The organism is Dankookia sp. GCM10030260 (genome assembly GCF_042666655.1).
In the GTDB taxonomy this organism is placed as follows: Bacteria; Pseudomonadota; Alphaproteobacteria; order Acetobacterales; family Acetobacteraceae; genus Paracraurococcus.
Genome location: NZ_JBHTDE010000004.1, coordinates 235,204 through 252,809, shown reverse-complemented (window position 1 = coordinate 252,809; position 17,606 = coordinate 235,204). Strand labels below are relative to the sequence as shown.

The 17,606-nt window shown below is 71.6% G+C and carries 17 protein-coding genes and 2 tRNA genes; 3 read left to right on the top strand and 16 right to left on the bottom strand.

The window, feature by feature from the left end:
• Positions 1-176: 176 nt before the first annotated feature.
• On the top strand, positions 177-710 hold the full coding sequence (locus ACFQS7_RS16825; RefSeq protein WP_380068260.1) for a cytochrome P460 family protein: 534 nt from the start codon (positions 177-179) through the stop codon (positions 708-710).
• Between the two features lie 16 nt (positions 711-726).
• On the opposite strand, the gene ACFQS7_RS16820 is transcribed toward ACFQS7_RS16825, so the two are convergent.
• The 12 genes from ACFQS7_RS16820 to thrS all read right to left on the bottom strand — a co-directional run bounded on the left by ACFQS7_RS16820 (position 727) and on the right by thrS (position 10,538).
• A tRNA-Arg gene (locus ACFQS7_RS16820) sits at positions 727-803 on the bottom strand.
• 28 nt (positions 804-831) lie between these two features.
• A tRNA-Arg gene (locus ACFQS7_RS16815) sits at positions 832-908 on the bottom strand.
• A gap of 81 nt (positions 909-989) precedes the next feature.
• Entirely contained in the window at positions 990-2,105 is a 1,116-nt protein-coding gene (gene leuB / locus ACFQS7_RS16810; RefSeq protein ID WP_380068259.1) for a 3-isopropylmalate dehydrogenase, read from the bottom strand.
• Positions 2,106-2,127: 22 nt separating this feature from the next.
• Positions 2,128-2,742, bottom strand: coding sequence for a 3-isopropylmalate dehydratase small subunit (gene leuD / locus ACFQS7_RS16805; protein ID WP_380068258.1), 615 nt, complete (start codon positions 2,740-2,742; stop codon positions 2,128-2,130).
• Positions 2,742-4,172 (bottom strand): 3-isopropylmalate dehydratase large subunit, encoded by a 1,431-nt coding sequence (gene leuC, locus ACFQS7_RS16800; protein ID WP_380068257.1) that lies wholly within the window; start codon positions 4,170-4,172, stop codon positions 2,742-2,744. The genes leuD and leuC overlap by 1 nt, the downstream gene beginning before the upstream one ends.
• Before the next feature lie 56 nt (positions 4,173-4,228).
• Positions 4,229-4,654, bottom strand: a complete 426-nt coding sequence (rplS, locus tag ACFQS7_RS16795) for a 50S ribosomal protein L19 (protein WP_380068256.1) — start codon at positions 4,652-4,654, stop codon at positions 4,229-4,231.
• A 23-nt stretch (positions 4,655-4,677) separates the two neighbouring features.
• Positions 4,678-5,466: a tRNA (guanosine(37)-N1)-methyltransferase TrmD gene (gene trmD, locus ACFQS7_RS16790; protein ID WP_380068255.1), complete on the bottom strand. Its 789-nt coding sequence runs from the start codon at positions 5,464-5,466 to the stop codon at positions 4,678-4,680.
• Entirely contained in the window at positions 5,463-5,984 is a 522-nt protein-coding gene (gene rimM, locus ACFQS7_RS16785) for a ribosome maturation factor RimM (RefSeq protein ID WP_380068254.1), read from the bottom strand. The genes trmD and rimM overlap by 4 nt, the downstream gene beginning before the upstream one ends.
• A 27-nt stretch (positions 5,985-6,011) precedes the next feature.
• A complete protein-coding gene (rpsP, locus tag ACFQS7_RS16780) occupies positions 6,012-6,344 on the bottom strand; it encodes a 30S ribosomal protein S16 (RefSeq protein ID WP_380068253.1) in 333 nt (110 codons plus the stop codon).
• Between the two features lie 28 nt (positions 6,345-6,372).
• Complete coding sequence (ffh, locus tag ACFQS7_RS16775) at positions 6,373-7,770, bottom strand: signal recognition particle protein (protein ID WP_380068251.1); 1,398 nt, start codon at positions 7,768-7,770, stop codon at positions 6,373-6,375.
• A 219-nt stretch (positions 7,771-7,989) separates the two neighbouring features.
• Complete coding sequence (gene infC / locus ACFQS7_RS16770) at positions 7,990-8,514, bottom strand: translation initiation factor IF-3 (RefSeq protein WP_380068389.1); 525 nt, start codon at positions 8,512-8,514, stop codon at positions 7,990-7,992.
• 68 nt (positions 8,515-8,582) lie between these two features.
• Positions 8,583-10,538: a threonine--tRNA ligase gene (thrS, locus tag ACFQS7_RS16765; protein ID WP_380068250.1), complete on the bottom strand. Its 1,956-nt coding sequence runs from the start codon at positions 10,536-10,538 to the stop codon at positions 8,583-8,585.
• A 142-nt stretch (positions 10,539-10,680) separates the two neighbouring features.
• On the opposite strand from thrS, the gene ACFQS7_RS16760 reads away from it, so the two are divergent.
• The gene (locus tag ACFQS7_RS16760) at positions 10,681-12,138 is read left to right on the top strand and encodes an NYN domain-containing protein (protein WP_380068249.1); all 1,458 of its coding nucleotides are present in this window, start codon (positions 10,681-10,683) and stop codon (positions 12,136-12,138) included.
• 121 nt (positions 12,139-12,259) lie between these two features.
• Positions 12,260-14,146 (top strand): PAS domain S-box protein, encoded by a 1,887-nt coding sequence (locus tag ACFQS7_RS16755; RefSeq protein WP_380068248.1) that lies wholly within the window; start codon positions 12,260-12,262, stop codon positions 14,144-14,146.
• A 9-nt stretch (positions 14,147-14,155) separates the two neighbouring features.
• Here ACFQS7_RS16755 and ACFQS7_RS16750 read toward each other — a convergent pair whose 3' ends face one another.
• From ACFQS7_RS16750 to ACFQS7_RS16735, 4 genes are read right to left on the bottom strand one after another with little or no spacing between them, the layout of a single operon-like run.
• A complete protein-coding gene (locus ACFQS7_RS16750; protein ID WP_380068247.1) occupies positions 14,156-15,073 on the bottom strand; it encodes a glycosyltransferase family 9 protein in 918 nt (305 codons plus the stop codon).
• Positions 15,070-16,185, bottom strand: coding sequence for a glycosyltransferase family 4 protein (locus ACFQS7_RS16745; protein WP_380068246.1), 1,116 nt, complete (start codon positions 16,183-16,185; stop codon positions 15,070-15,072). The genes ACFQS7_RS16750 and ACFQS7_RS16745 overlap by 4 nt, the downstream gene beginning before the upstream one ends.
• Positions 16,186-16,217: 32 nt before the next feature.
• Positions 16,218-17,303, bottom strand: a complete 1,086-nt coding sequence (locus ACFQS7_RS16740; RefSeq protein ID WP_380068245.1) for an Ldh family oxidoreductase — start codon at positions 17,301-17,303, stop codon at positions 16,218-16,220.
• Positions 17,300-17,602, bottom strand: coding sequence for a hypothetical protein (locus ACFQS7_RS16735; protein ID WP_380068244.1), 303 nt, complete (start codon positions 17,600-17,602; stop codon positions 17,300-17,302). Before ACFQS7_RS16735 ends, ACFQS7_RS16740 begins: the two co-directional genes overlap by 4 nt.
• Positions 17,603-17,606 lie beyond the last annotated feature (4 nt).

Below are 17,606 nucleotides of genomic sequence, written 5' to 3'. Positions count from 1 at the left end.
GTATCGGCACGCGGTTTGTTCGCCTGAGCAGTCTCTTGCCCGGCCTTCGTCGCGGCAAGATAGTAACCGCGCATCTGCCTGCCTGACGGCGCCATGCCATTTCGATCAAACGCATAGAGCAATCATGACTTTGACGCACCGTTAGCCTTGGCCATATTGCGACGGAGGAATGATCAATGCTGAAAATTCCGCCTACGCTCACGCCCTTCGCCGTGGTGGTCTTCGCCAGCCTTGGCGGCAGTGCCCTGTTCGCGCAGGACCGATACAGCCTGAAGGTGCCGGACGGCCTCGCCTTCGCCGAATTCAAGGGATACGAGGACTGGCAGACGATCGCCGTCAGTCAGGCCGGGGAGGTGATGGCCGCCATCCTTGGCAATCCGGCGATGATCGAGGCCTACCGAGCCGGCTTCCCCGGCAACGGCAAGCCGGTCCCCGATGGCGCGAAGATGGCGAAGATCCATTGGAAGACGGCAACAAGCGCCGAGGCGCCCGCCCCGACCACCGTACCGGGCGCGCTGAAGGACATCGACTTCATGGTGAAGGACAGCACGCGGTTCCGCGACAGCGGCGGTTGGGGCTATGCCCAGTTCAACTACGACCCGGCGACTGACCGCTTCATGCCCGAAGGCACCGGCGCCGCCTGCGGCGCGGCCTGCCATACGCTGGTGCAGGCGAAGGACTATGTCTTCACCGCCTACCCGAGACGGTAAAGCCGGCGAGAGGACATGGCGCGCCCGAAGGGATTTGAACCCCTAACCCCCAGATCCGAAGTCTGGTGCTCTATCCGGTTGAGCTACGGGCGCCCCGGAGTGCAAAGGTTAGAAGAGAAAGTGGCGCGCCCGAAGAGATTCGAACTCCTGACCCCCAGATTCGTAGTCTGGTGCTCTATCCAGCTGAGCTACGGGCGCGCATGCCGCCTTGCGGCGAGGCGGGCGAAATAGCGGAGGCGGCGGGACCGCGCAACCCCCTTCTCTCGCCCGACATCGAAGTTATGCGGAAAGCTTCTCCAGCTCGCGCACCACGGCCTCCCCCATCACCGAGGTGCCGACGCGGGCGCGACCGGTCTGCATGATGTCGGCGGTGCGCAGGCCGCCGGCCAGCACATTCTCGATCGCCGTCTCCACTAGCTTGGCGTCTTCCTCCAGACCGAAGGACCAGCGCAGCAGCATGGCGAAGGAGAGCATCTGGGCGCAGGGGTTGGCAATGCCGCGGCCGGCGATGTCGGGCGCCGAGCCGTGGATCGGCTCGTACAGCGCGTAGCGCTTGCCGCTGGCCGGATCGACCGCCCCGAGCGTGGCGGAGGGCAGCATGCCGAGCGAGCCGGTCAGCGCCGCCGCCAGGTCGGACAGCACGTCGCCGAACAGATTGCTGCCGAGGATGACGTCGAACTGCTTCGGCCGGCTGCACAACTGCATGGCGCAGTTGTCGGCGTACATGTTCTCCAGCTCGACATCGGCGAATTCCGCCTTGTGGACCTCGCCGACCACGGCGCGCCACAGCCGGCCGGACTGCATGACATTGGCCTTCTCGACCGAGGTCACCTTGTTGCGGCGCTTGCGCGCCAGGTCGAAGGCGACGCGGGCGACGCGGGCGATCTCGTCCTCGTGGTAGACGTCGGTGTCGAAGGCGCGGCGGCGGCCGTCGGCCAGCGTCTCGGTGCCGCGCGGCTCGCCGAAGTACACGCCGCCGGTGGATTCGCGCACCACCATGATGTCGACGCCGCGGACGATCTCGGGCTTCAGCGACGACGCATCCACCAGCGGCTCCAGCACCACCGCGGGGCGGAGGTTGGCGAAGAGGCCAAGGTCCTTCCGCAGCCGCAGGATGCCGAGCTCCGGCCGCTGGTCGAAGGGCAGGCTGTCCCATTTCGGGCCGCCGACGCTGCCGAACAGCACGGCATCGGCCGCGCGCGCCTTGGCCACCGTCTCGTCCGGGCAGGGCGAGCCGACCGCATCGATGGCGGCGCCGCCGACCAGGCCTTCCTCGATCTCGAAGGTCAGGCTGCGGCGGTGCTGCATCCAGTCGATGACGCGGCGGATCTCATGCATCACCTCCGGGCCGATGCCGTCGCCCGGCAGGACCAGCAGCTTCTTGTTCGCGGGCATGGACGGTTTCCTCAGGCGCGGCTCAGCCGGCGTTGAGCCAGGGCTGGGCGGTCTTCTGCTTGGCTTCGTAGGCGTCGATGGCAGGCGCGTGCTGCAGGGTCTGGCCGATGTCGTCGAGCCCGTTCAGAAGCAGGTGCCGGCGCAGCGGGTCGACCTTGAACGGGATCTCCTCGCCGTTCGGGCGGACCACCACCTCGCGCTCGAGGTCCACGGTGATGCGGGCATTCTCGCCCATGCGCGCATCCTCAATCAGCTGCTCGCAGACCGCGCGCGGCAGCTTCACCGGCAGCACGCCGTTCTTGAAGCTGTTGTTGTGGAAGATGTCGGCGAAGTCGGGGGCGATGACGCAGCGGATGCCGAAATCCAGCAGCGCCCAGGGCGCATGCTCGCGCGACGAGCCGCAGCCGAAATTCTCGAAGGCGACCAGCACCTCGGCGCGGCGATAGGGTTCCTGGTTCAGGACGAAGTCGGGATTCTCCGACCCGTCCGGATTGTAGCGGAAATTGGCGAAGAGGTTCTTGCCGAAGCCGGTCCGCTCGATGGATTTCAGGAAGCGCGCCGGGATGATCTGGTCGGTGTCGACATTCGCCTTGGGCAGCGGCGCGGCGATCCCGGTCAGGGTGGTGAAGGCCTGCATCACAGCGCTTCCTTCGGCTGGTAGTCACGAACGTCTGCGAGATGGCCGGCGATCGCCGCCGCCGCCGCCATGGCGGGGGACAGCAGATGGGTGCGGCCACCCGGGCCCTGGCGGCCCTCGAAATTGCGGTTGGAGGTGGAGGCGCTGCGCTGGCCCGGCGTCAGCTTGTCCGGGTTCATGCCGAGGCACATGGAGCACCCCGCCTCGCGCCACTCGAAGCCGGCCTCGGTCAGGATGCGGTCGAGCCCCTCGGCCTCCGCCTGCTTCTTCACCAGGCCGGAGCCAGGCACCACCAGCGCGCGCACGTGGTCAGCCACGCGGCGGCCGCGGGCGATCGCCGCGGCGGCGCGGATGTCCTCGATCCGGCTGTTGGTGCAGCTGCCGATGAAGGCGACGTCGATCTTCAGGTCCTGCAGCTTCTGGCCGGGCGTCAGGCCCATGTACTCGACCATGCGCTGCAGCTGGGCGCGGCGCGCCTCGTCCGTCGCCGCGGCCGGATCGGGCACCACGCCGGTGATCGGCAGCACGTCCTCGGGACTGGTGCCCCAGGTGACCTGCGGGATGATGTCCTCGGCGCGCAGGGTGACGACGGTGTCGAAATGCGCGCCGGGGTCCGAAGGCAGGGTCTTCCACCAGCGCAGCGCCTGCTCGAAGGCCTCGCCCTTGGGGCCGTTCGGGGTGTTGCGGATGTATTCGAAGGTGGTTTCGTCCGGGGCCACCATGCCGGCCCGGGCGCCACCCTCGATCGCCATGTTGCAGAGCGTCATCCGCCCCGCCATGCCGAGCGCGCGGATCGCCTCGCCGGCATATTCGATCACATGGCCGGTGCCGCCGGCGGTGCCGATCTTGCCGATGACGGCGAGGGTGATGTCCTTGGCGGAACAGCCGACCGGCAGCGTGCCGTCCACCTGGACCAGCATGTTCTTCGCCGGCCGCTGCAGCAGCGTCTGGGTGGCCAGCACGTGCTCGACCTCCGAGGTGCCGATGCCGAAGGCCAGCGCGCCCATGGCGCCGTGCGTACTGGTATGGCTGTCGCCGCAGACGATGGTCATGCCCGGCAGCGATCGGCCGAGTTCCGGGCCGATGACATGCACGATGCCCTGCCGCTCATCGAGCAGCGGGATCAGCGGCATGCCGAATTCGGCGGCGTTCTTCTCCAGCGTCTCGACCTGCAAGCGGCTTTCGGGATCAACGATGCCGGTGTAGCGGGAGCTGTCGGTGGCGATGTTGTGGTCGATGACGCCGAGCGTCGCATCCGGCCGGCGCAGCTTGCGCCCCGCGGCGCGCAGGCCGGCGAAGGCCTGCGGCGTCGTCACCTCATGCGTCAGGTGGAGGTCGATGTAGAGCAGCGCCGTGCCGTCCGGGAGGGTATCCACCACATGGGCGTCCCAGATCTTGTCGAATAGCGTGCGCGGCTTCTGCCCTGACATCGTTTTTCCCCACCCATTCCAGCACCCCGCGCCCTGCGGCGCGGGGCGGTACCCAATCAACCCTGCGCGGCTTCCGCCGGCGCGGCGGCCGGGGCCGCAGCGGCAGCGGCCGGCAGGTCGCGGTTGACCTTCAGCTCGGCGATGCGGGCGCGCTTGCCGGTGCGGCCACGCAGGTAATACAGCTTGGCACGGCGCACCTTGCCGCGGCGGACCACGGCGATCTCGGCGATCGAGGGGCTGTACAGCGGGAAGACGCGCTCGACGCCCTCGCCGTAGGACAGCTTGCGGACGGTGAAGTTGCTGTTCACGCCCTTGTTGCTGCGGGCGATGCAGACGCCTTCATAGGCCTGGGTGCGGGTCCGCTCGCCTTCCACGACCTTCACCATCACGCGGACGGTGTCGCCCGGCGAGAAGGCCGGCACGGCGCGGGCGGCGAGGAGGCGAGCCATCTGCTCGGTCTCGAACTGCTGCAGCAGGTTCATCGTCTCAGTCCTTTCCAGAATATCTAGGCGGCGGCCGGGCGGCCGTCCATGGCCCCCGGCGCCGCGGCGTTTTCGGTCGCCGTGACGCAGGGTGCCGAAGGCACCCGGTCCCGGCCGGCGTTTTCGGTGTATCGCGCCCACAGATCGGGGCGCCGTTCGCGCGTGATCCGTTCCGCCTCGGCCTGGCGCCAGCGCGCCACCTCGGCGTGGTGGCCGGAGAGCAGCACCGGCGGCACCGTGCGGCCCTGCCATTCGGCCGGCCGCGTATAGTGGGGGTATTCCAGCAACCCGCTCGAGAAGCTTTCCTCGACGCCGCTCTCGGCCGCGCCCATGACGCCGGGCAGCAGCCGCACGCAGGCATCGAGCAGCACCAGCGCCGCCGGCTCCCCGCCCGAGAGGACGTAGTCGCCGATGGAGACCTCCTGCAGGCCGCGCGCCGCGACGACGCGCTCATCGACCCCTTCGTAGCGGCCGCAGAGCAGCACCAGCCCGGGGCCGGCGACGAAATCGCGCACCATGGCCTGGTCCAAGCGGCGCCCGCGCGGCGTGAGGTAGACTGCGGGACGATCGGGATTAGTCGCCAAAGCGGCGGCGAGCGCCGCATCCAGCACGTCCGGCCGCATCACCATCCCCGCCCCGCCGCCGAAGGGCGTGTCGTCGACCGTGCGGTGCCGGTCGGTGGCGAAGCTGCGGATGTCGAAGCTGTCGATCGCCCAGCGCCCGTCGCGCAAGGCGCGGCCGGCGAGGGACTGGCCGAGCGGCCCCGGGAACATCTCCGGGAACAGGGTGAGGACGGAGGCGTGCCAGCTCATGCCGCATCCTCCGCATCGCCCGGCCGGGGCTGCACAACCACCTCGTCCGGCAGCACCACGACCAGCCGCCCGCCGGCGATGTCCACCACCGGCACCACGGCGCGGGTGAAGGGCAGCAGCCGCTCGGGCGGGCCGCTCAGCACAAGGAAGGGGCCGGCGCCGTGGTCCGCCACTTCGCGCACCACGCCGAGCCCCTGCCCCGTGTCCGTCGCGGCCGAAAGCCCGACCAGGTCGGCGAGGTAGAACTCGTCCTCCTCCGGCGGCGGCAGCCGGTCGCGGTCCACGTAGAGCTTCGTGCCGGTCAGCCGCTGCGCGGCGTCGCGGTCGGCGCAGCCCTCGATCCGCCCCAGCCCCTCGGCCAGGATGATGAGCGCGATGCGCCGCGTGCCGGCCTCGTCCGTCAGCGGGCCATAGGTGCCGAGCGCGGCGGGATCGGCGGTGAAGCTGCGCAGCTTCACCAGGCCGCGCACCCCGTGCGGCCTGCCGATCTCCCCCACCAGAATGCGGTTGGCACCCATCGCCTATGACCCGTCGTCAGCGGCCGATCAGGCGGCCGCGGCGGCGGCGCGTTCCTGCGCCTTCTTCTTCGGCGCCGACTGCTTCGGCTGCTCCGGGAAGACCGGCATCGGCGCCAGGCCGGCATGGCCGAGGAACTTCGCCACGCGGTCGGTCGCCTGGGCGCCGTTGCCGAGCCAATGGGCGATGCGCTCGGCTTCCAGCTTGACGCGGTCGGCGTGCTCGCTCGGCAGCATCGGGTTGTAGCTGCCCACCTTCTCGATGAAGCGGCCGTCGCGCGGGCTGCGGCTGTCGGCCACCACGATGTGGTAGTAGGGGCGCTTCTTGGCGCCGGCGCGCGCGAGGCGGATCTTCAGGGCCATGGTATCGGGTCGCTCCGTGTGGAATTGTTCAGAAGGGTTTCCGGCCACCGGGGAGCTGCATCCCCTTGGGCATCAGCGCGCCTAGTCCGCCGCGCATCAGCCCCTTCTGGCCGAGCTTGTTCATCCGCTTCATCATCGCGGACATGTCGTCGAAATTCTTCAGCAGCTTGTTGACCTCCTGCACCGAGGTCCCGCTGCCGGCGGCGATGCGCTTCTTGCGGCTGGCCTTGATCAGGTCCGGCACGCGCCGTTCCTTCGGCGTCATCGAGCCGATGATCGCCGCCTGCCGCTTCAGCATGGTGTTGTCGAGGTTGGCGCCCTCGATCTGCTGCTTCATCTTCCCCATCCCCGGCAGCATGCCGAGGATGCCGGAGAGCGAACCCATCTTGCCGATCTGCTTCAGCTGGCTCGCATAGTCCTCGAGGCTGAACTGGCCCTTCTGCATGCGGGCCGCCATCTTCTCGGCTTCCGCCTGGTCGATGGTCTCGGCCGCGCGCTCGACGAGCGAGACGATGTCGCCCATGCCGAGGATGCGGCCGGCGATGCGGTCGGGGTGGAAGTCCTCCAGCGCGTCGAGCTTCTCGCCGGCGCCAAGCAGCTTGATCGGCGCGCCGGTGACGGCGCGCATCGACAGCGCGGCGCCGCCGCGGGCATCGCCGTCGATCCGGGTCATGACGATGCCGGTGACGCCGACCTGGTCCTGGAAGGCCCGCGCCGTGTTCACCGCGTCCTGGCCGGTCATCGCATCGACCACCAGCAGCACTTCGTGCGGCCTGGTCACCGCCTTCACCGCGGCGACCTCGGCCATCAGGACCATGTCGATCGCCAGGCGCCCGGCGGTGTCCAGGATGACCACGTCGAACAGCTCGCGCCGGCCGAGATCCATGGCGCGCTCGGCGATCTGCAGCGGCGTCTGGCCGGCGACGATGGACAGCGAGGCGACGCCCACCTGCTTGGCCAGCATCTCCAGCTGCAGCTGGGCCGCCGGGCGGTGCACGTCCAAGGACGCCAGCAGCACTTTCTTCTTGTCGCGGTTCTTCAGCCGCAGCGCGAGCTTGCCCGAGGTCGTGGTCTTGCCCGAGCCCTGCAGGCCGACCATCAGGATCGGCACCGGCGAGGGCGCGTTGAGGTCGATGCCCCGCGCCCCGGTGTCGCCCTCGCCGCCGCCCAGCGCCTCGACCAGCGCGTCGTTGACGATCTTGATGACCTGCTGGGCAGGGGAGACGCTCTTCAGCACCTCGACGCCCACCGCGCGCTCGCGCACCCGGTTGGTCAGGTCCTTGACCACGGGCAGGGCGACGTCGGCTTCCAGCAGCGCCACGCGGACCTCGCGCAGCGCCTCCTGGACATCGGCCTCGGACAGCGCGCCGCGCCGCCGCAGACGGTCGAAGACGCCGTTCAGCTTGCTGGACAGGGCCTCGAACATGCGGCCTGGGTCACCCTTCGCGCGGCGGGGGCCGGCATGCCCCCAAAGGAAAACGCGCCGCTGCGCGAGTCTTCGCGGAGCGACGGAGCCCCCTGCCCGGCAGGGGACCGCAACCCGGGAAACCCGGGGGAGGAGGCTGCTACGCCCGGTCGGGCGCCGCGTCAAGGGAAAGCGGGCAGGACCGGGGCGGCGCCCCGGGCCCGCGTGGTCGGCCGGCGCCTATTTGGGCGCCAGCACCATGATCATCTGCCGGTTCTCCAGCCGCGGCATCTGCTCGACCTTGATGGTCTCGCCCAGCTCCACGCGGATGCGTTCCAGCACCTTGATGCCCAAGTCCTGGTGCGCCATCTCGCGCCCGCGGAACCGCAGGGTGACCTTGACCTTGTCGCCCTCGCCGATGAATCCCTTCATCTGCCGCATCTTCACGTCGTAGTCGTGGTCGTCGATGTTCGGACGAACCTTGACTTCCTTGATCTCGACGACCTTCTGCTTCTTGCGGGCCTCGTTGGCCTTCTTCTGCGCCTCGTACTTGAATTTGCCGTAGTCGGTGATCTTGCAGACCGGCGGCACGGCATTCGGGCTGATCTCGAGCAGGTCCAGCCCGACGTCATAGGCGCGTTGCATCGCCTCGCGCGCGGTCATGACGCCAATCATCTCGCCGTCCTGGTCGATCAGCCGCACCTGCGGGACGCGGATATCCTCGTTGACCCTTGGGCCATCGCGCGTCGGCGGCTGATTGGAAATGGGTCCTCTTGCTATGGTCGGCTCCTGTCGCTGTGGGAACGGCTTGGCGGTCTGTTATGGGGCTTGACTTATCCGACTGCAACCATGCGGTCGGCCTTCAGGTCCGGCGGCACCGCCTCTCCGGCCAGCAGCGCCACCGCCTCGGCCAGCGGCAGCGTCACCTGCTCGCGGCCCGGCAGGCGGCGCAGCACCAGGCTGCGCTCCTCTGCTTCACGGCGTCCTACCACGGCCAGCACGGGGATGCGCTGGTCGATGTGGTCAACGACCTTACGGTTGATCTTCTCGTTCCGCAGATCAAGGTCGACGCGCAGCCCGGCCTTCTGCAGCGCCGCCGCGGCCTCCCGCGCGAAATCGTCGGCATCGGAGACGATGGTGGTCACCACCACCTGCACCGGCGCCAGCCACAGCGGGAAGCGCCCGGCATATTGCTCGATCAGGATGCCGAGGAAGCGCTCGAAGCTGCCGAAGATGGCGCGGTGGAGCATGACGGGGCGCCTGCGGCTGCCGTCCTCCGCCACGTATTCCGCATCCAGCCGCTCCGGCAGCACGAAATCGACCTGCAGCGTGCCGCATTGCCAGTCGCGGCCGATGGCGTCGCGCAGGACGAATTCCAGCTTCGGGCCGTAGAAGGCCCCCTCCCCCGGGTTCAGCGTGTACTCGACCCCGGCCACCTTGCAGGCCTCGCGCAGCGCGCCCTCGGCCTGGTCCCAGACCGCGTCGGTGCCGGCCCGGGTCGGCGGGCGGTCGCTGAACTTCACCCGGAATTCGGGGAAGCCCAGGTCGCGGTAGATCGAGGACAGCAGGGCCACGAATTCCACCGTCTCGGCGGCGATCTGGTCCTCGGTGCAGAAGATATGCGCGTCGTCCTGGGTGAACTGCCGCACCCGCATGATGCCGTGCAGCGCACCCGAGGGCTCGTAGCGGTGGCACGACCCGAACTCGGCCATGCGCAGCGGCAGCTCGCGGTAGGAACGCAGCCCCTGGTTGAAGATCTGCACGTGGCAGGGGCAGTTCATCGGCTTCAGCGCCAGCACCCGGTCCTGCTCGGCCTCGTCCTCGACCCGGGCGATGAACATGGCGTGGCGGAATTTCTCCCAGTGGCCGGACTGCTCCCAGAACTTGCGGTCCAGCAGCTGCGGGGTCTTGACCTCCTGGTAGCGCGTCGCATCCAGCCGGCGGCGCAGGTAGTCCTCCAGCACCCGGTACAGCTTCCAGCCCTTGGGGTGCCAGAAGACGCTGCCCGCCGCTTCCTCCTGCAGGTGGAAAAGGTGCATTTCCTTGCCGATCTTGCGGTGGTCGCGCTTCTCCGCCTCCTCGACCTGCAGCAGGTAGGCGTCGAGCTCCTTCTGGTCGCGCCAGGCGGTGCCGTAGATGCGGGACAGCATCGCGTTGCGGTGGTCGCCGCGCCAATAGGCGCCGGCCACCTTGGTCAGCTTGAAAGCGGTGCCGACATCGCCGGTGCCGCGCATGTGCGGGCCGCGGCACAGGTCGATCCAGTCGCCCTGGCTGTAGAGGCTGATCTCCTCGCTCTTCGGCAGGTCCTGGATCAGCTCCGCCTTGTACTTCTCGCCCTTGTCCTTGAAGAACTCGATCGCCTCGTCGCGCGGCAGCACGCTGCGGACGAAGGGCGCGTTCCGCGCGACGATCTCCCGCATCTTCGCCTCGATCGCGCCGAAATCCTCCGGCGAGAAGGGCTCGTTGCGGGCAAAGTCATAGTAGAAGCCGTTCTCGATCGACGGGCCGATGGTCACCTGGGTGCCCGGGTAGAGCGCCTGCACGGCCTCCGCCAGCACATGCGCGGCGTCGTGCCGGATCATCTCCAGCGCCTCGGGATCGCGCCGGGTGATGAAGCGCACCGTGGCGTCCGACCCGACCCGCATCGACAGGTCGCGCGTCACCCCGTCGACCTGCATCGCCAGCGCTGCCTTGGCCAGGCCAGGCCCGATCGCCGCGGCGATCTCGGTGCCCGTGACCGGCGCGTCGAACTGGCGCACGGATCCGTCGGGCAGGGTGATCGCGGGCATGGGCGGGCTCATTCGGTCGAGGGGTCGCGGGGGGCGGACCATGGGCAGGCGGCCTCCCCTGCGTCAAGCACGCCGCACCGCAACAAGGCCTGGACAAGGCCCGCCACCGGAATAGACAGTGCGCAACATACCAGGAGACGACATGGCCTCCACGATGGCCCCCAGCATGTCTGCCGCCGGCACCCCGTTGCGCGCCGCGCTCTACATCGATTTCGACAATGTCTATTCCAGCCTGGCGGCGATCGACGAATGGGCGGCCTGGAGCTTCGGCTCAGAGCCCGCCCGCTGGCTCTCCTGGCTGGAGGCCGGGGCCGGCGGCGAGCCGCGCCGGCTGCTGGTCCGCCGCTGCTACCTGAACCCGGCCGGCTGGGCGGAACCCGAGCACGGCGGCAGCCTGGCCGCCTGGCTGCAGCAGCCGCGGGTCTATTTCAGCCGCTTCCGCCCGGCCCTGGTCCGCGCCGGCATCCAGGTGGTCGACTGCCCGCGCCTGTCGCGGCTGAAGAACGGCGCCGACATGGAGATGGCGCTGGATATCCTGGACGCGCTGAGCCACCCGACCCGGTTCGAGGAATTCCTCATCCTGTCCGGCGACAGCGACTTCACCCCGCTGCTGCACCGGCTGCGGGCGCATGACCGGCGCAGCCTGGTGGTCACCCACCCGCTCTCGGCCCAGGCCTTCCGGGCCTCCGCCGATGCGGTCATCCCCTTCGAGGAATTCGCCGACGCCGCGCTGGCCGAGGCGGCGCCCGGCGAGGCCCCGGCCACCGCCGCCCCGTCCCGTCCCGCCGCCGTGCCGCCCGAGCCGCTGGCCGACGCCACGCCCGACCCCGGCGACCCGCCGGCCCAGCGCGCCGCCATCCTCGCCCTGCTGCGGCGGCTGGTGGCCGGCTCGGCCGATCCGCTGCACCTGCCGGCGCTCGGCAAGCGCATCCATGTGCTGGGCGGCGCCTGGGTCCGGCAGTCGCGCTTCGGCGGCGCCGGAACCCTGGCCAAGCTGATTGAGGGTGCCGAGGGCCTGGCGCTGGAAGCCGGGCCGGGCGGCGGCTGGCTGTACGACCCGGCGCGGCATGAACGCCCCTCGCTGGAACAGCCCGGCCTGCCCTCCAACCTGCCGGACGACCCGCTGGCGCGGCTGATGGCCGCATTGCGCGACGCCATCGGCCCCGGCCAGGACCTGCCGCAGCTGGGGCCGGAGGCGCTGGACTTCGCCCTCCGCCGCCTCGCCGGCATGTTGCCGCTGGAGGCGGCACCGGGGCCGGAGCCGCGCGCCGCGCTGGTCGCCGAGGCGATGGCCGCCGGGCTCGACCTGCCGGCCCGGTCGCTGGAGGCGCTGGTCGCCTGGCTGCAACGCGCCCGGGTGGACTGGCGCGCCAGCCCGGACGAGGAGACGCCCGGCCGCTTCGGCCGCGCGCTCTTCGCCGAGCTCACCCGGGCCGCCGCCGCCGCCGGGGCGCGGCTGCCGCCCGACACGCTGGGGGCGCTGCGCGACTGGATCGGCCTCGGCGCCCGCCGCGACCCCGGCCCGGCCACCCCGGAGCCGGTCGCCGAGGCGCCGGTCGGCGGGAGCGGGCAGGTGGCGATGCCGACGCTGGACGCCTGAACCTCCCGGTGGGTCCGCACTGTCACCCCGACGCCTACACGTCTATGCTCGACAGCCCATGGGCGATCGGAGGGATTGGCATGGACATGGCGACCTCCCGGGCCGTCGGCACCACCGCCGCATGAGCACCCAGGACGCCGACACCACGGCGCTGAGCCAGGCGCAGCAGGACCTCGCTGCCCGCACCGCCGACCTGCGCAGCGCGGAATCGGCGAACGAGGCGTTGCGCCAGGCCAATGCGGAACTGCGCGCTAGCCGTGCCGCCCTGGCCGCCAGCGAGGCCCGGCTGCGCCTGGCGCTCGATGCCGCCCGCATGGCGCACTGGGAATGGGACACGATCGGCGACCACGTCACCGGCTCGGAGGGGCGGGAGGCGCTCTATGGCCGCCCTACCGGGATGCTGAGCACCACGCAGCAGGTGCTCGACGCGGTGCATCCGGAGGACCGGGAACGCTGCGCCGCGACCATCCTGCATGCCATGAGCCGCCAGCCGGGGACCGACGAATTCGATGCGGTCGAGTTCCGCGTGTCCGACCCGTGCGGCAGGGCGCGCTGGCTGCGCTCGCAGGGCCGGGTGACCGAACGCGACCCGCTGACCGGCCGGGCGCTGCGCGCCGCCGGCGTCACCTACGACATCACCGCGCGGCGGGAGGCCGAGACCCGCTACCGCGTGCTGTTCGACACCGCGCCCTTCGCCATCATCGTCATCGACCCGGCGAGCTACCGCATCCTCGACGTCAATGCGCAGGCCTGCACCGATTACGGCTATGGGCGGGAGGAATTCCTCCAGCTCACGATCGCCGACATCGACGCGCTGGGCGACCGGGAGGCGATGCTGCGCCGCGGCCGGGCGCACCGGACCAGCCCCGGCGCCCAGGAATTCGAGGCGCAGCACCGCACCCGCGACGGCGAGCTGCGCGACGTCCTGGTCCGCGTGCAGGGCGTCGACCTGGGGCATGGCCGGGTCACCTATGGCGCCCACCTGGACATCACCGCGCGCAAGGCGGCGGAATCCGAACTGCGCCGCAGCGAGGAAAATCTGCGGGTGGCGATGACCGCCGGCCGGCTCGGCGCCTGGGAGACCGAGACCGAGGGAGGCCGCACCCGCTGGGACGCGCGGCTCGCCACCATCCTCGGCCACGACCCCGCGGAGTACGAGGTCGCGCTGGCCGAGGTCGAGGCCTGCATGCACCCGGACGACCGCCCGCGCGTCATGGCCGCCTACCACGCGGCAGTGGCGGCCGGCGGCGACTATGCCGCCGAATTCCGTGTCCGCCGCCCGGACGGGACGGAACGCTGGCTGCAGAGCTGGGGCCGGATGCTGCCGCCCGGCGGGCCGGGCAGCCCGCGCATGGCCGGCGTCGCCGCCGACATCACCGACCGCAAGCGGGCCGAGGAACACCAGGCCCTGCTGGTGCGGGAGGTGGACCACCGCGCCAAGAACGTGCTGGCGGTGGTGCAGGCGGCGCTGCGGCTGACGCCGCGGCACGACCCGGCCGCCTATGCCCGCATGGTGGAGGGACGGGTCGCGGCGCTGGCCCGGGCGCATAGCCTGCTGGCGGCCAACCAATGGACCGGGGCCGATCTCGGCAGCCTGATGCAGGCCGAATTGGGCGCCTTCCTGCCCGAGGCCGGCACCGCCGCGACGGCGCCGCGGATCGTGGTGGAGGGCCCGGCGCTGGTGGTGGCGCCGCATGCGGCGCAGGCGATCGGCATGGCGCTGCACGAGATGGCGACCAACGCGGCGAAATACGGCGCGCTGTCCGCCGCCGGCGGGCGGGTGCTGCTGGGCTGGCGGGTGGACGAAGCGGTCGGCCGGCTGCGCCTGCGCTGGGAGGAAGTGGGCGGGCCGCCGATCGCCGCACCGCCGCCGGCCAACGGCTTCGGCACCCGGGTGGTGGAGGCATCGCTGGAACGCCAGCTCGGTGGCCGCCTCAGCCGGGACTGGCGGCCGGCCGGGCTGCTGCTGGAAGCCGACCTGCCGCTGGCGAATGTCCGGCCGAAATAGCGCCGGGCTTCAGGCGGCGACCAGCCCGGACAGCGCCACGCGTGCCTCGGCCACCGTCAGCCCGGCCAGGCTGTCGCGCTGCAGCACCGCCACCGCCCGGCCGCGCGGCGCACAAAGGGCCGGCTCGCTCTCCGGCCCGAACAGCGCCAGCGTCGGGCAGCCGGTGGCGGCGATCAGGTGGGTCGGACCAGTATCGTTGCCGAGCGCGAATTCCGCCCGCCGGGCGACGGCGCCGAGCGCGGCATAGCCGGTGCGGCCGGTGAGGTCGACGCCGCCCGGCGCGGCGGCGAGGATCGCGGCCGCCAGCGGCGCCTCGGCCGGGCCGCCGACCACCGCCACCGGCAGGTCCAGCCCGGCGGCAAGTGCTGCGAAATGCCCGACCGGCCAGCGCTTGCCCGGCCGCGCCGGGGAGGCGCCGGGGACCAGCAGGGCGAAGCGCGGCGGCAGGCCGAGGCCGGCGACGTCGCCATCCAGCCAACCGAGGTCGGGCGCGGGAAATTCGCGGATGCCGGCCATCTCCAGCTGCTCGCGCTGCCGTTCCACCGTGTGCATCAGGTCGCGCCGCGGGTTGGCGTGCGGATGGCTGGCGCCGCGGGCGATGCCGGACCACTCCACGCCGCGCCCGACCAGCCAGCGGTAGCGCGAGGAGCGCGCGGAGGTCTGCAGGTCGTAGACCCGGGCGAAGCCGGCGCCGCGCAGCCGCCGCGCCAGACGCCAGATCGCCGCCGGGTCGGACCAGGACGGCCGGCCATCGGTCCAGACCGCGTCGAACCAGGGGGAAAGCCGCGCCAGCTCGGCATAGGGCGGCGTGGTCAGCAGGGTGATCTCGGCGCCCGGATGATGCGCTCGGATCGCCGCGAAGGGGCCGAACGCCTGGACGAAGTCGCCCAGCGCGGCGAGCTTGATGACGAGCACCCGCTCGCTCATGCCAGTTCCCGGTAGACGTCGAGCGTCGCCGCCTGCATCGCCGCGGTGGTGTAGGCCTGCAGCACATGCGCCCGCGCCGCGGCGCCGACCGCGGCGCGCGCCGCTGCCGGCAGGTCGAGCACCTGGCGCAGCAGGGCGGCCAGCGCGGCAGGGTCGCCCGGGGTCACCCGCCAGCCGGTGATACCCTGCTGCACCGTCTCCCGGGGGGCACCCAGATCGGCGGCGATCACCGGCCGGGCCATGGCCTGGGCCTCGATCACGGTGCGGCCGAAGGCCTCCGGGTCGGTCGAGGCATGCACCACGATATCGGCCAGCAGCAGCGCCGCCGGCATGTCCTCGGCATGGCCGACCAGCCGCACCCGGTCGGCCAGGCCGAGTTCGGCGATACGGGCTTCCAGCACCGCCTGGTAGCGGGCGCCGCCGCCGACCAGCACGGCTGTGGCATCGGGCAGCCGGGCCATGGCCTCGACCAGCACGCCCTGGCCCTTCCAGCGGGTGAGGCGCCCGGGCAGCATGATGACGGGGCGGCTGGCGGGCAGGTTCCAGGCGCCGCGCAGCGCCGCCAGCCGGGCCGGGGAGACCAAAGCCGGGTCGAACAGCGCGGTGTCGACGCCGCGCGGGATGACGCGGATGCGGCCGGGCTCGGTGCCGTGGCGTTCGCGGATATGGCCGGCGATGAAGCTGCTGATGGCGATGACCCGCTCGCCCTGCGCCATGACGGCGTTGTAGCGGCGCTTGCCGGGGACATTCTCGTTGTAGGTGCCATGGTAGGTGGTGACGAAATGCGCCCCCGTGCGCCGCGCCGCCAGCAGCGCCGACCAGGCCGGGGCGCGCGAGCGGGCATGGATGATCCGCACCCCCTCCGCCCGGATCAGCGCCGCCAGGCGGCCGGCATTGCGCAGGATCGCCAGCGGGTTCTTGGTCGCCAGGGGCAGCGTCACGTGCCGCGCGCCGAGCCGCTCCAGCGGCCCGACCAGCGGTCCGCCGGCGGAGGCGACGAGCGCGCGGCCGCCGGCGCGGACCACCGCACCGGCAATCTCCAGCGTGCCGCGCTCCACCCCGCCGGAGATGAGCGCGGGCAGGACCTGCAGGACGGTGAGCGGCATGGGCATGGCCAGCGTGGTAGCCGCCGGGCCGCCGGGCGTCACCCCTGGCCGAGCGGCACGGGCGCGGCGATCCCGGCCTTGGCGGCGCGGGCCGCCAGCATCGGCGGGATGGACGGGTGCAGCACCACGCCTTCCGCCAGGGCCTGCCGGCGGCGCTGCCAGCCGCGCTCGCCCGGCAGGCGCGGCGCCGGGCCACCGGCGACGGGCGGGTTGGCGTGGACCGCATCGGCCATCCAGCCGGTCTCGCGCAGGAAAGCGTCCGTCCCGCCGAAGCGGGCGGGGTCGATCACCAGCACCAGCACCGAGGCGCCCCAGCCGGCCGGCGGATCGGCCCGGCCGTAACCGCCCAGCGCCGAGGTCAAGGCCTCGACCATCAGGCCGAGCCCGAAGCCCTTGTGCCCGGCCACCATGCCGCCGAGCGGCAGCAGGGTGCCGGCGGGCTCGGTGAAGAAGGCCTCGGGGTCGGTGGTTGGCCGGCCCTCGGCATCGAGCAGCGCCTCGTAGGGGAAGTGCGTGCCTTCGGCGCGGCGGCGGCCGGTCATGCCGTTGGTGGTGATGGACATGGACACGTCGATCATCACCGGTCCTTCCGGGCTCGGCCAGCCGGCGGCGAGCGGGTTCGGGGTGATCACCCGCCGCGTGCCGCCCCAGGGCGCGACCGAGGCGGTGCCGGGATCGGAGCAGAGCAGCTGCATCACCTGGCCGCGTTCCACCACCCGCGGCAGGTAGGCGGCGAGGCAGCCGATATGGTGCGCCCGGCGGATCGACACGGCGGCGAGGCCGAAGATCGCCGCGCGCTCCGAGGCCAGGTCGGCGGCGGTGCGGACCAGCCAGGGGCCGGGCAGCTTGTCGCCCTCCCAGGTCTCGGCCACGGGGGTGGAGGAGAGCACGGTGGGGCGGCCGTCGCCCTGCATGTCGCCCGAGGCGAGGCCATCCAGGTAGGGCGCCAGCAGGTTGAGGCCGTGGGTGTCGTGCCCCATCAGGTCGCCCTCGACGAGGATCTCGGCGACGGTCGCGGCCTTCTCCTCCGCCATCCCGCCGGCCTCGAACAGGGCGGCGGCGAAGCTGCGGAGCGACGCCGCGTCGTACCGCGGGCCCGCGGTCCGGTCAGCGTGCAGGCTCACGCGCGGGCCAGCCTGATGATGCGGACCGGCGCCAGGGGATCGATGGCCTCGGGCGCGGCATGCCGCCAAGTGAAGTCTCGCAGGGTCATATCCTCCGGCGTGGCGTCGACAATGGTGAGGCCGTTCTCCTCACGGGCGGGGAAGGATTCGTCAACCACCAGCCCGCCCGGCGGCTTCGGCACCATGCTGCGGGAGGCGAGCCGCGCCGGCGGCACCGGGACGACCAGGTCGGCCGGGAGGTCGGCGACGCATCCCCCCTTCCGCGTCCAGGATGCGACGCCCGCCGGGACGGCGGACACCGAT